The organism is Roseiarcus sp., assembly GCF_049514155.1.
In the GTDB taxonomy this organism is placed as follows: Bacteria; Pseudomonadota; Alphaproteobacteria; order Rhizobiales; family Beijerinckiaceae; genus Roseiarcus.
The window spans coordinates 1-12,279 of the sequence record NZ_JBEKVH010000139.1 but is presented as its reverse complement, the minus strand read 5'-3'; the positions used below and the strand labels follow the sequence as shown (position 1 = coordinate 12,279).

At 70.0% G+C, this 12,279-nt stretch carries 10 protein-coding genes; 7 read left to right on the top strand and 3 right to left on the bottom strand.

The window, feature by feature from the left end:
- Positions 1 to 1,003: Na/Pi cotransporter family protein (locus ABSF49_RS16890; protein WP_424113819.1), on the top strand; the 1,003-nt coding region annotated here is incomplete at its 5' end.
- 7 nt (positions 1,004 to 1,010) lie between these two features.
- Here ABSF49_RS16890 and ABSF49_RS16885 read toward each other — a convergent pair.
- Complete coding sequence (locus tag ABSF49_RS16885; RefSeq protein WP_424113818.1) at positions 1,011 to 1,475, bottom strand: Fur family transcriptional regulator; 465 nt, start codon at positions 1,473 to 1,475, stop codon at positions 1,011 to 1,013.
- Between the two features lie 140 nt (positions 1,476 to 1,615).
- Between ABSF49_RS16885 and ABSF49_RS16880 the strand changes: the two genes are divergently transcribed.
- The 3 genes from ABSF49_RS16880 to recJ all read left to right on the top strand — a co-directional run bounded on the left by ABSF49_RS16880 (position 1,616) and on the right by recJ (position 5,911).
- Entirely contained in the window at positions 1,616 to 3,181 is a 1,566-nt protein-coding gene (locus ABSF49_RS16880; RefSeq protein WP_424113817.1) for a metal ABC transporter solute-binding protein, Zn/Mn family, read from the top strand.
- A gap of 95 nt (positions 3,182 to 3,276) precedes the next feature.
- Positions 3,277 to 4,068, top strand: a complete 792-nt coding sequence (locus tag ABSF49_RS16875; RefSeq protein ID WP_424113816.1) for a metal ABC transporter permease — start codon at positions 3,277 to 3,279, stop codon at positions 4,066 to 4,068.
- Between the two features lie 49 nt (positions 4,069 to 4,117).
- Entirely contained in the window at positions 4,118 to 5,911 is a 1,794-nt protein-coding gene (gene recJ, locus ABSF49_RS16870; RefSeq protein ID WP_424113815.1) for a single-stranded-DNA-specific exonuclease RecJ, read from the top strand.
- Between the two features lie 24 nt (positions 5,912 to 5,935).
- On the opposite strand, the gene trmFO is transcribed toward recJ, so the two are convergent.
- Both trmFO and ABSF49_RS16860 read right to left on the bottom strand, forming a co-directional pair.
- Positions 5,936 to 7,354 carry a methylenetetrahydrofolate--tRNA-(uracil(54)-C(5))-methyltransferase (FADH(2)-oxidizing) TrmFO gene (gene trmFO / locus ABSF49_RS16865; RefSeq protein ID WP_424113814.1) on the bottom strand — a complete coding sequence of 473 codons (1,419 nt, stop codon included), beginning with the start codon at positions 7,352 to 7,354 and terminating at the stop codon, positions 5,936 to 5,938.
- 159 nt (positions 7,355 to 7,513) lie between these two features.
- Positions 7,514 to 7,672 (bottom strand): DUF1127 domain-containing protein, encoded by a 159-nt coding sequence (locus ABSF49_RS16860; RefSeq protein WP_424113813.1) that lies wholly within the window; start codon positions 7,670 to 7,672, stop codon positions 7,514 to 7,516.
- A 516-nt stretch (positions 7,673 to 8,188) separates the two neighbouring features.
- Between ABSF49_RS16860 and ABSF49_RS16855 the strand changes: the two genes are divergently transcribed.
- The 3 genes from ABSF49_RS16855 to scpA all read left to right on the top strand — a co-directional run.
- On the top strand, positions 8,189 to 8,596 hold the full coding sequence (locus ABSF49_RS16855) for a DUF2267 domain-containing protein (RefSeq protein WP_424113812.1): 408 nt from the start codon (positions 8,189 to 8,191) through the stop codon (positions 8,594 to 8,596).
- A 15-nt stretch (positions 8,597 to 8,611) separates the two neighbouring features.
- A complete protein-coding gene (locus ABSF49_RS16850) occupies positions 8,612 to 10,462 on the top strand; it encodes a methylmalonyl-CoA mutase family protein (RefSeq protein WP_424113811.1) in 1,851 nt (616 codons plus the stop codon).
- Between the two features lie 36 nt (positions 10,463 to 10,498).
- Positions 10,499 to 12,279 (top strand): methylmalonyl-CoA mutase (gene scpA, locus ABSF49_RS16845; protein ID WP_424113810.1); only part of this gene is annotated, 1,781 nt, incomplete at its 3' end.

The following is a 12,279-nucleotide window of genomic DNA, read 5'->3' as shown; positions in this document are numbered from 1 at the left end:
AAATCTTGGCGCGGCGCTCAATCCGTGGTTCGAAGGCGCCGCCGACGCCGATCCGGCGGCCAAGCGCGTTGCGCTCGGCAATCTCCTCAACCGCGTCGTCGGCGTCGCCGTCGCGCTGGCGTTTCTGCCGACGATCTCGCGCTTTCTGGTGACGATCGAGCCGGACAAAGCGCGGCTGGTCGCCGACTTCCACACCGCATTCAATCTCGTGCTGGCGCTGATTTTCATGCCGCTGCTGACGCCATTCGCCGCGCTGCTCAAGCGACTGCTGCCGGCCCGCGTCGACCCGGCCGATCCGTCGCGCCCGCTCTATCTCGATCCCGCCGCGGCGGCGGCGCCGGCGATCGCGCTCGGCGGCGCGGCGCGCGAAGCGCTGCGGCTCGCCGACGCGCTCGAAGCGATGCTCGCGGGCATGCGCGACGCGCTCGCCCAACCCGACCGTCGCCAGATCGGCGAGACGAAGCGGCTCGACGACGTGCTCGACAAGCTCAACGGCGCGATCAAGGCCTATCTGACCGGCCTCGATCCCGAAGCGCTGAACGAAGCCGATCACCGTCGCCTGCGCGACATCCTCACCTTCTCGACCAATCTCGAGCAGGCCGGCGACATCGTCGACCGAGGACTGCTCGCCATGGCGACGAAGATGGCCAAGCGCGGCGTCGTCTTCTCCGATTCCGGCCGCGACGAGCTGCTGCGCATCGTCGACCGCCTGATCGCCAACGTGCGCGCCGCCGCTTCCCTGTTCATGACCGGCGACGAACGCGCGGCGCGGCAGCTCGCGGCCGAGAAGGAGGCGTTCCGCGCGCTGGAAGCCGACGCGACCGACGCACATTTCGAGCGGTTGCGCTTGGGGCGGGTCAATTCGGCGGAAACCAGCGCGCTGCATCTCGACGCGCTGCGCGACCTCAAGGCGGTCAACACCCATATTGTCGCCGCCGCCGCCTATCCGGTGTTGGCGAGCCGCGGCGAACTGCTGGCGACGCGCATCCGTTCCGACGGCTGAGCCGCGCTCACGCCGCCTTGGCGCAAGTCTGGCAGAGGCCCTGCAGCTCGACCATCTGCCGATGCGGTGCGAAGCCGGCGCGCTCGGCGGCGCGGCGCAGCAGCCGCGTGACTTCGTCGTCCTCGATCTCGTCGCTGCGGCCGCATTTCTCGCACAGCAGCAGCACGCCCTGGTGGGCGTGGCCGATGTGCTCGCACGCCGCATAGGCGTTGCGGCTCTCGATTCTGTGCAGGAAACCGTGCTCGAGGAAGAACTCGAGCGCGCGATAGACGGTCGGCGGCGCGATCGGCTTGCCTTCCTTACGCGCCAGCGCATCAAGGATCGTGTAGGCGCCGAGCGCGGCGCGGCTGTGGCCGAGAATGTCGAGCACGCTGCGCCGCGCCGCGGTCAGTTGCAGGCCTTGCGCGGCGCAGGCGCGCTCCACTTCGGCCACCCAGGCCGTCCCGCCGGCGCGGGCGTGTCTCGCGGTCATCTCAACTCGCTTCCTTTGGCGCGAAGCGTAACACGCGTCGCGCCCCCCGTCGCGGGCAGGGGCTTGCGTCGCGCGATGTTATAACATAACACTTCGGTCGCCGCGCGCCAAGCGGCGCCCTCTGGCTCCAAGAGACCGCGATGTCCCGCAGCCCGCTCGTCGCCGCCACTTTCGCCGCTTCCGCGCTCATCGCCGCGCCGGCGTTCGCCGACCCGGTGAGGATCGTCGCCGCCGAGAACTTCTACGGCGACGTCGCCGGCCAGATCGGCGGCGACGCTGTCACGGTGGTGAGCATCCTCAGCAGTCCGGACCAGGACCCGCATCTGTTCGAGGCGAGCGCCGAGACTGCGAAGGCGCTCGCCGAGGCGAAGATCGTGATCGTCAACGGCGTCGATTATGATCCGTGGATGGAGAAGCTGCTCGGCGCCCATAAGGCCCCCGGCCGCAAGGAGATCGTCGTCGCGAAGCTCGTCGGCCGCAAGGCCGGCGACAACCCGCATCTCTGGTACGATCCCGATGCCGTGAAGGCGGCGGCCAAGGCTCTGACCGCCGATCTCGACGCGATCGACCCGGACCACAGGGCGGATTATGACAAGGGCGAGGCGCAGTTCCTCGATTCGCTCAAGCCGCTGGACGCCAAGATCGCCGACATGCGCAAGAAATACGCAGGAGCGCCGGTGATCGCCTCCGAGCCGGTGTTCGGCTATCAGGCCGGGCTGATCGGCCTTAACGTCCATAACGAGAAATTCGCGCTGGCGGTGATGAACAACGCCGAGCCGGGCGCTTCCGAAGTGGCGGCGTTCGAAAGCGATCTCAAGGGCCACAAGGTGAAGGCGATGCTCTACAACGCGCAGGCGAGCGAGCCCGCGGTGGGGCGTCTGGTGCAGATGGCCAAGGACAATTCCAACGTGACCATTCGGCTCGGCGGCCGGGACATTCTCTCGACCGCCAGTTTCATCGTCGAGGACCGCGAATTCATCGGCATGCTCGGCGCCAACGGCGCCGGCAAGACCACGCTGATGCGCGCCACGCTCGGCCTGACGCCGGTCGCGTCAGGGGCGATCAGCGTTCTCGATCAGCCTGTCACGCGCGGACATTCGTCGATCGGCTACATGCCGCAGAACCGCGGGCTCGCGCTGGGCCTGCGCCTGACCGGCTACGACGTCGTCGCCAGCGCGGCGATCGGCGCGCGTTTCGGCTTCGCCCGCCTCGACAAGGCGATGCGGCGCGAAATCGACTGGGCGCTCGATCACGTCGACGCGCGCGATCTGGCGCGCCGTTCGCTCGGCGAACTCTCGGGGGGCGAGCGCCAGCGCCTGCTGTTGAGCCAAGCGCTGCTCGGCCGGCCGCGGCTGCTGCTGCTCGACGAGCCGCTGATCTCGCTCGACCCGGCCCACCAGAAGGGCGTCGTCGACATCGCGCGCCGCCTGCGCGACGAGCTGAGAGTCGCGATCGTCTTCAGCGCCCACGAACTCAATCCGTTGGTCAACGCGATCGACCGCGTACTCTATCTCGGCGCCGGCGCGGCGGTGATTGGCCCGGTCGACGAAGTCGTCACCGGACCGGTGCTGTCGCGCCTCTATGGCGCCGAAATCGAAGTGGTGCGCATCAAGGACCGCTTCTTCGTCATGGCGGGCGACGTCGATGTCGAGCGCGACGCGCACCGGCACGAGCGCGGCGATCACGGGCATTCGCATGGCGAATGAAGCGCCTCGATGGCGACTGGACTCGCCCTCACCCCAGCCCTCTCCCGCAAGCGGGAGAAGGTGGCCGCGCAGCGGCCGGATGAGGGGGCGCGGCGATGTTTGAATACGACTTCATGCGCACCGCCTTCGCCGCCTCCGGCGTCGCGGCGATACTCGCGGGAACCGTGGGATTCTTTCTCGTTTTGCGCGGCCAGACTTTCGCCGGCCACGCGCTTTCGCATGTCGGCTTCACCGGCGCGACCGGGGCGGTTCTGTTCGGGCTTTCGCCGCTCGGCGGCCTCGTCGGCTTCACCCTCGTCGCCGGAATCGCCATGGGCCTGTTCGGCGAGAAGCTCGCCGAGCGCGACGTCGCGATCGGCATGATGCTTTCGCTGGCGCTCGGACTCGGCCTGCTGTTCCTGCATTTCTACACCTCTGCGGCGACGCAGGCGGCGGCGCTGTTGTTCGGCAACGTGCTCGGCGTCGACAATTCAGCGCTGTTGACCCTGCTGCTGATGGCGGCGGCGAGCCTCGCCGCGCTCGCCTTCATCGTGCGGCCGCTGATTTTCGCTTCACTGCAGGCCGAACTCGCCGAGGCGCGCGGCGTGCCGCTGCGCTTCGTCTCGGCGGCGTTCCTCGCCATCGTCGCCATCGCCACCGCCGAATGCGCGCAGATCGTCGGCGTGCTGCTGGTGTTCACCCTGATGGTCGGCCCCGCCGCCGCGGCGCAGAATTTTTCTCGCCGCCTCGCGATCGGCGTCGCGCTGTCGGCGGCCCTGGCGCTCGCTGAGGCCTGGGGCGGCCTGACGCTCGCCTTCTACTCGGATTGGCCGACCAGCTTCTGGATCACGGCGCTGTCTGGCGTAGTCTATTTCGCCAGCATCGCCGCGCGACGACTCGCCGCCTGAAGGCGGGCGCTTCGGTCCGGCCGCGCGATTCGTGCTAGACGAAGCGGCGATGGCGCACGCATTGCCCTACTTCCTCGGCGTCGAGCGTTCCTTCGCCGGCCGGCCGTGGCGCGCGCGGCTCGACGCGGCCGGCGAAGCGCGCGCGCTGGCGATCGCTCAGGCGGGTGGCTGCGACGAATTGCTCGCGCGCGTGCTCGCCGGGCGCGGCGTCGGCCTCGACGAGGTCGCGCGCCATCTCGATCCGACCCTGCGCGCGCTGATGCCCGATCCGTTTGCGCTCGCCGACATGGAGGAGGCGACGGCGCGGCTCGCCGGCGCGGTCAGGCGCGCGGAGAGGGTGGCGATCTTCGCCGACTACGACGTCGACGGCGCGGCGAGCGCGGCGCTGCTCAGCGAATATCTCCAGGCCTGCGGCTGCGAAACGATCGTCCACATCCCCGATCGCGTCACCGAAGGCTACGGGCCGAACCGCGAGGCGATGGCCGCCTTCGCCGCGCGCGGCGCGAGCCTCGTCGTCACCGTCGATTGCGGCGCGGTCAGCCACGAGCCGATCGCCGAAGCGCGCCGGCTCGGCCTCGACGTCGTCGTCTTCGACCATCACCAGGCGCCGGAGCGCCTGCCTGACGCGCTCGCGGTCGTCGATCCCAACCGCCAGGACGACCTCTCCGGGCTTGGGCATCTCTGCGCCGCGGGCGTCGTCTACATGGGCCTCGTCGCGCTGAACCGGGCGTTGCGCGACGGCGGCTTCTTCGATGGCCGCGCCGCGCCCGACCTCCTCGCCGGGCTCGATCTCGTCGCGCTGGCGACGGTCGCCGACGTCGTGCCGCTCGTCGGCCTCAACCGCGCCTTTGTCGCGCGCGGGCTGGCGGCGATGCGCCTGCGCAAGCGCCCCGGCCTCGCCGCTTTGTTCGACGTCGCCGGCGCCGACGGGCCGCCGCGCGCCTATCATCTCGGCTTTATCGTCGGCCCGCGCATCAACGCCGGCGGCCGCGTCGGCGACGCCGCGCTCGGCGTCAAGCTGTTGACGACGCGCGACGAAGACGAGGCGCGCAAGATCGCCGCCGAGCTCGACCGCCTGAACCGCGCGCGCCAGCAGATCGAGATCGCGACGCTCGCGGAAGCCGAAGCCGAAGCGCTGTTGGCGCTCGGGCTCGAGGAGCGCGGCGCGGCGGTGGTCGTAGCGGGCGAGGGATGGCCGAGCGGAATCGTCGGCCTCGTCGCCGCGCGGCTCAAGGAACGCTTCGAACGTCCCGCCTTCGCGCTCGCGCTCAACGGCGCCGAGGCGACCGGCTCGGGGCGCTCGATCGCCGGCGTCGATCTCGGCCGCGTCGTGCGCGCCGCGGTCGATTCCGGCCTGGCGACCAAGGGCGGCGGCCACGCGATGGCGGCGGGAATCACCCTCGCCAAGGCCCGCATCGGCGAATTCCGCGCCTTTCTCGAGGAAAAGCTCGCTGAACCGGTGGCGGCGGCGCGCTCGCGCTCGGGCCTGTCGATCGACGCGGCGCTGACTGCGGCCGGCGCGACGGTCGCGCTTGCGCAGTCGGTCGAGGCGGCGGGGCCGTTCGGCGCCGGCAATCCGGAGCCGGTGTTTGCGCTGCCGCGCCACCGCCTGACCGGCGTCTTCGCCGCCGGCGCCGACCACCTGCGGCTGCGCGCGGTCGCCGCCGACGGCGCCGCGATCGAGGCGATCGCGTTCCGCGTCGTCGGCAAGCCGCTCGGCGAAGCGCTGCTCAACGCGCGCGGCGCCAGCGTCCACCTCGCCGGCGCGCTGACGATCAATCGCTACGGCGGCCGTGAGAAGCCGCAGTTGAGATTGATCGACGCGGCTGAAGTCGTGGACTAAGAGGGGCGCACTTTCTCAGGCTCGTCATGGCCCGGCCATGACGGCGGAGTTTTCTTGGGCGCTGCGCTGCAGCCACATCGCCAGATCCGCCGCCGCGCGCGCCGACAGCGCCCGCTTGCGCGCGAAGCCCCGCTCGGGCCCGCGCAAGCGCTTGCCGCTCCCGTCGACGCGCGTCTCGTCGATCGGCGGGAACAGACCGAAATTGACGTTCATCGGCTGGAACGAGCGCGGGCCCGCGTCGATCGCCTCGAGATGGCCGCCGGTGACGTGGTTGAGCAGCGCGCCGATCGCCGTCGTCGTCGGCGGGGGCGACAGCGCTAGCCCCAGGCGCTCGGCGGCGGCGAGGCGACCGGCGATCAGGCCGATTGCGGCGCTCTCGACATAGCCTTCACAGCCGGTGATCTGGCCGGCGAAGCGCAGCCGTGGCGCCGCCTTGAGCCTCAGCGAAGCGTCGAGCAGGCGGGGCGAATTGAGGAAGGTGTTGCGGTGCAGTCCGCCGAGTCGCGCGAATTCGGCCTTCTCCAGCCCGGGAATGAGCCGGAAGACGCGCGCCTGTTCGCCGTATTTGAGCTTGGTCTGGAAGCCGACGATGTTGAACAGCGTGCCGAGCGCATTGTCCTGGCGCAGTTGCACGACCGCGTACGGCTTGACCGTCGGCGCGTGGGCGTTGGTCAGGCCGACTGGCTTCATCGGCCCGTGGCGCAGGGTCTCGCGGCCGCGCTCGGCCATCACCTCGATCGGCAGGCAGCCGTCGAAATAGGGCGTGCCCTCGAATTCGCGGAACTCGGTCTTCTCCGCGGTGAGCAGCGCGTCGACGAAGGATTCGTAGTGGTCGCGGCTCATCGGGCAGTTGAGATAGTCGGCCCCGGTGCCGCCCGGACCGGCCTTGTCGTAACGCGACTGCGGCCAGGCGACGTCCATGTCGATCGAATCGCGATGGACGATCGGCGCGATCGCGTCGAAGAAGGCGAGCGAATCCTCGCCGGTCAGCGCGCGGATCGATTCGGCGAGCGGCGCCGAGGTCAGCGGGCCGGTGGCGACGATGACGCTGTCCCAATCCTCGGGCGGAAGCCCGGCGATCTCGCCGCGCTCGATCCGGATCAGCGGTTCGCCCTCGATCGCCGCTTCGACCGCCGCCGAAAAGCCGTCGCGGTCGACCGCCAAGGCCCCGCCGGCCGGCACCTGATGGGCGTCGGCCGTCCGCATGATCAGCGAATCGAGCGCCCGCATTTCGCGGTGGATGACGCCGACCGCGTTGGTCTCGGGATCGTCGGAGCGGAAGGAATTGGAGCAGACGAGCTCGGCGAGCCGCGCGGTGCGGTGCGCCTCGGTTCCGCGCTCAGGGCGCATTTCATGGAGAATGACGGCAACGCCGCGGCGCGCGACCTGCCAGGCCGCTTCGCAGCCCGCCAGGCCGCCGCCGATCACGTGAATGGGCCGCATTCACGGCTTGTCGCAAAGCCGCTGGGGGCCGTCAACCGCAGCCCCTAGACGTGCGAACGCCCGCCGGGGGGAGGAACCGGCGGGCGTTGCAAAGCGTCGGGGGAGGACCGACGCCGCGGAAGCATCCGGAGGGAAGGGAACCGGACGCCCCGAACTTCGTTAGGCGGCGAGCGCGTTCGAGACGACGAAGTGGATGTCGCCGCGGCGGATGCCGATATCGGCCAGTTCACGGTCGCTGAGCGAAGAGAGTTCGCGAACCGCTTCGCGGTACCGGCGCCAGGCGCCGAACTTATCGGAGATGGACTTGATTGAGGTCATTTGACCCTCCTTTTCGAAACTGGTCTGAGGTGCGCCGCTCATCGGCGATCGCATCCGTCTGATGCAGTGCAACATAGTCGCTGGAGTCGAGTCGGAAAAGCGCTGATCTCGCCGGACAGGTATGCGCTCTGCGCATATCGAACCGGCTCGACCCATTACTGTCAAATGTCCGCCGAAACTGCCGGATTGCAGCATGAAACGACATACTAGCGCAAAATATGGGCGCCGGCAGGCCTGCCAGAGGCATCTTCACCGGTTGTTCAGCATTGTGGAATTTTCATGACTTCCGTTTTGTGCCGCAATGATTGATCGATCATCGGACCCGAGGATCGATCCGTCGGCGCGGGGCGGCCGCCGGTTCGGGCGGCCGGTCCGCCGCGTCTTCGTCCTTTTTCCAGGTCGTAGCCGCGCGTGCGAGCGCGTATGCTGTTTGCAGCGCTTGATTTTGTCGCGCCGCGCGGCGACACACCGGGCCGTAAAGCGCCTGCCGGCGCGACGTCTCAATGGGAGCCCGACATGGAAACCCTGATTGCCCGCGTCGCCGCGACCGCCGGCGCGAAACCCGACGTTGCGCGCAAAGCCGTCGCGCTGGTGCTCGATTTCATCGCCCGCGAAGCCCCTGACGACGCCGTCGCCGCCCTGCTCGCCAAGGCGCCGGAGCTGAAAGCGATCATCGCTTCCAGCGCGACGACCGGCGGGGAGGGCATGGGGCCGACGGTGCGCGGCCTGATGGGCACAGGCGCCGGCGCGATGGGCGGCGGCGGCCTGCTGGCGCTCGGCTCGGACCTGATGGCGCTCGGCTTCGACATGAATCAGATTCAATCGGTCGGCCGGGAAGTGTTCGACTACGCCCGCGAGCACGCCGGCGACGACGTGATCGGTGAAATCGCTGGCGCCATCCCCGGCTTGGCCCAATACATCTGAAGTCCGGGGGCAGGGGTGGCGGAAGCGGCGGCGCGGTTTGCGTCCTACGGCGAATCGGACTGGCGCCGCGCTGCTGAAGCGGCGCTCAAGGGCGCCGGGTTCGCGACGCTGATCTCGCGCGGCGCCGACGGAATCGAGTTGCAGCCGCTCTATCCGCGCCGCGAAGGGCCGCGCGCGCTCCGCGGCGGCGGCTGGCGCGTTGTGGCGCGCCTCGACTATCCCGATCCCGCCGCCGCCAACGAGCAGGCGCTCGACGACCTCGCCAACGGCGCCGACGGTCTGCAGGTCGTCTTCGCCGGCGCCGCGGGCGCCTATGGCTTTGGTCTCGCCAAGGCCGATTCGTCGACGCTGCACCGCGCCTTCGAGGGCGTGCGATTCGCCGCTGAGCAACGCTTCGAACTCGATCTCGGGCCCAATGCGGAAGCCCAGGCGACCGGCTTCGCCGCGCTGGTCGCGCGCAGCGGCGTCGCGCCGAAATCCGTCGACGTCGCCTTTGGCCTCGACCCGATCGGCGCGCTGGCGCGTAGCGGCCGCGCGCCGCGGCCATGGAGCGCCGAGGCCGCGGCGCTCGCCAAGGTCGCCTCGTTCCTCGCCGCGCAGGGCTTCGCCGGGCCTTACCTTGCTGCCGACGCACGCGCGGTCCACGCCGCCGGCGGAACGCCGGCGCAGGAGCTCGGCTTCGCGATTGCGGCGGCGGTCGCCTATCTGCGCGCGCTCGCCGACGGCGGCTTCTCGCGCGAGGCCGCGGCCGCTGCGATCGGCTTCCGCCTCGCCGCCGACGCCGACGAATTCTTCACCCTCGCCAAGTTCCGCGCCCTGCGCCTGATGTGGGGCCGGGTGCGATCGGCCTGCGGTCTCGACGCCGCGCCGGCCCGCGTCCATGGCGAAAGCGCGTGGCGGACGATGACCGCGCGCGACCCCTACGTGAACGTGATGCGCGGCGCCGCCGCAGCGTTCGCCGCCGGCCTCGGCGGCGCCGACAGCGTCAGCGTTCTGCCCCACACCCAGGCGCTCGGCCTGCCCGATGCGCTGGCGCGAAGGCTCGCCCGCAACGCGCAGCTCATCCTGCTCGAAGAATCGCATCTCGGCTTCGTCGCCGATCCGGCCGCCGGGGCTGGCGTGTTCGAAGCGTTGACGGCGACACTGTGCGAGAAGGGCTGGACGGTCTTTCAGGCGCTCGAACGCGCGGGCGGCGCGCCGCTGGCGCTGCGCGCTGGCGTCTTCCAGGGCGAAGTCGCCGAGGCGGCCGCTCGCATCGCTGACGACGCGGCGCGGCAGAAAGCGTTGATCACCGGCGTCAGCGCTCACGTCGACCTCGCCGACCTCGCCGAAGCGCCGGTCGACGTCGTGCCGGCGACGCCGGCGGCCTTCGACTTCGCCGGCGAAGCCTTCGCTGCGCCGCTGACCGCGCTGCGCCTCGCCGAGCCGTTCGAACGCTTGCGCGAAATCTCCGACGCGGCGCGAAACCGCGACGGCGCGCGGCCGCGGACGTTCTTGGCCGCGATCGGATCGCTTTCGAAACACGGTCGGCGCGTCGGTTTCGCCCGCGACCTGCTCGAGACGGGCGGCTTCGACACGGTCGCCGATTCCGGCGGGGACGATCCGACCGCCGCGGCCGCGCGCTTCAAGGCAAGCGGCGCGGCGGTCGCGTGTCTGTGCGGCGACGACGACGGCTATTCGGCGTGCGGACACGCGTTCGCGCGCGCGCTGAAAGCGGCCGGCGCGCGCTGGCTGGCGCTCGCCGGTCGGCCCGGCGACGCGGCCAACGCCTGGCGCGACGCGGGGGTCGACGATTTTCTTTTTGTCGGCGCCGATGCGGTCGCGGCGTTGCGGCGCGCCTGGGCGCAAGTCGCGGCCGCTGCCTAGCGCCGTGGCGCCTAGCCTTTATTGAAGGGTCGGTAGATGGGGGCGATTCCCGATTTCAATTCCATTTCCTTCGCGCCGTCGCCCGAGCCGCCGCGCGCGGCGCCGCGCGCGTGGACGAGCCCGGAGGGGATCGCGATCAAGTCGATCTACGATGCGGGCGATCTCGACGGGCTCGGGTTTCTCGACACGCAGCCGGGGCTGCCGCCTTATCTGCGCGGCCCCTACGCGACGATGTACGTCAAGCAGCCGTGGACGGTGCGCCAGTACGCCGGTTTCTCCACCGCCGAGGAGTCCAACGCGTTCTACCGCGCCAATCTCGCCGCCGGGCAGAAGGGCCTGTCGGTCGCCTTCGATCTCGCCACCCATCGCGGCTACGATTCCGATCATCCGCGCGTCGCCGGCGACGTCGGCATGGCGGGCGTCGCGATCGACTCGATCTACGACATGCGGACCCTGTTCTCCGGCATCCCGCTCGACTCGATGAGCGTGTCGATGACGATGAACGGCGCGGTGCTGCCGGTGCTGGCGCTGTTCATCGTCGCAGCGGAGGAGCAGGGCGTTCCGGCGAAGGCGCTGTCGGGCACCATCCAGAACGACATCCTCAAAGAATTCATGGTGCGCAACACTTACATTTATCCGCCGGCGGCCTCGATGCGCATCGTCGCCGACATTTTCGCCTATACCGCGAAGTCGATGCCGAAATTCAACTCGATTTCGATCTCGGGCTACCACATGCAGGAGGCGGGCGCGACGCAGGACCTCGAGCTCGCCTACACGCTCGCCGACGGGATCGAGTATCTGCGCACCGGCGTCGCGGCGGGCCTCGAGGTCGACGAATTCGCGCCACGCCTGTCGTTCTTCTGGGCGATCGGCATGAACTTCTTCATGGAGATCGCCAAGCTGCGCGCCGCGCGGCTGCTATGGGCCGAGATCGTCGCCGGCTTCGGCGCCAAGTCGGAGAAGTCGCTGGCGCTCCGCGCCCATTGTCAGACTTCGGGCTGGTCGCTGACGGCGCAGGATCCGTTCAACAACATCGTCCGCACCCAGATCGAGGCGATGGCGGCGACGCAGGGACACACTCAGTCGCTGCACACCAACGCGCTCGACGAGGCGTTGGCGCTGCCGACGCCGTTCTCGGCCCGCATCGCCCGCAACACCCAATTGTTCCTGATCGAGGAGAGCGGCGCGACGCGCGTCGTCGATCCGTGGGGCGGCTCCTATTACGTCGAGCGACTGACCGCCGATCTCGCGGCGCGCGCGCGCGCCCATATCGACGAAGTCGAAGCGCTCGGCGGCATGGCCAAGGCGATCGAGCTCGGCCTGCCGAAGCGGCGCATCGAAGAGGCCTCCGCGCGCACCCAGGCGCGCATCGACTCCGGCCGGCAGACAGTGATCGGCCTCAACAAGCACGCCCCGCAGGTCGAGCGCGCGATCGACGTGCTCAAGGTCGACGCGGCGGCGGTGCGCGCGCAGCAGATCGACAAACTCAGACGCCTGCGCGCCGAGCGCGACGAAAAGGCGACGCTGGCCGCGCTCGACGCACTGACGGAGGGCGCGCGCGGCGGCGCCAATCTGCTCGCGCTCAGCGTCGAAGCGGCGCGCGCCAAGGCGACCGTCGGCGAGATCTCGCTGGCGATGGAGAAGGCGTTCGGCCGGCACGTCGCCGAAGCGAAGTCGATTTCCGGAGTCTATCTCGCCGAGGCGGGCGAAGAGACCGACGCCAACCGGCGCGTCATCGCCATGACCGCCGCCTTCGCCGAAAACGAAGGCCGGCCGCCGCGCATTCTGGTGGCGAAGATGGGCCAGGACGGCCACGA

What these genes read in the sequence shown, in the direction of transcription:
- recJ (WP_424113815.1), top strand. Translation starts at nt 4,118, where the DNA reads ATGGCGCACGCATTGCCCTACTTCCTCGGCGTCGAGCGTTCCTTCGCC.
- ABSF49_RS16885 (WP_424113818.1), bottom strand. Translation starts at nt 1,475, where the DNA reads ATGACCGCGAGACACGCCCGCGCCGGCGGGACGGCCTGGGTGGCCGAA.
- trmFO (WP_424113814.1), bottom strand. Translation starts at nt 7,354, where the DNA reads ATGCGGCCCATTCACGTGATCGGCGGCGGCCTGGCGGGCTGCGAAGCG.
- ABSF49_RS16875 (WP_424113816.1), top strand. Translation starts at nt 3,277, where the DNA reads ATGTTTGAATACGACTTCATGCGCACCGCCTTCGCCGCCTCCGGCGTC.
- ABSF49_RS16880 (WP_424113817.1), top strand. Translation starts at nt 1,616, where the DNA reads ATGTCCCGCAGCCCGCTCGTCGCCGCCACTTTCGCCGCTTCCGCGCTC.
- ABSF49_RS16855 (WP_424113812.1), top strand. Translation starts at nt 8,189, where the DNA reads ATGGAAACCCTGATTGCCCGCGTCGCCGCGACCGCCGGCGCGAAACCC.
- ABSF49_RS16860 (WP_424113813.1), bottom strand. Translation starts at nt 7,672, where the DNA reads ATGACCTCAATCAAGTCCATCTCCGATAAGTTCGGCGCCTGGCGCCGG.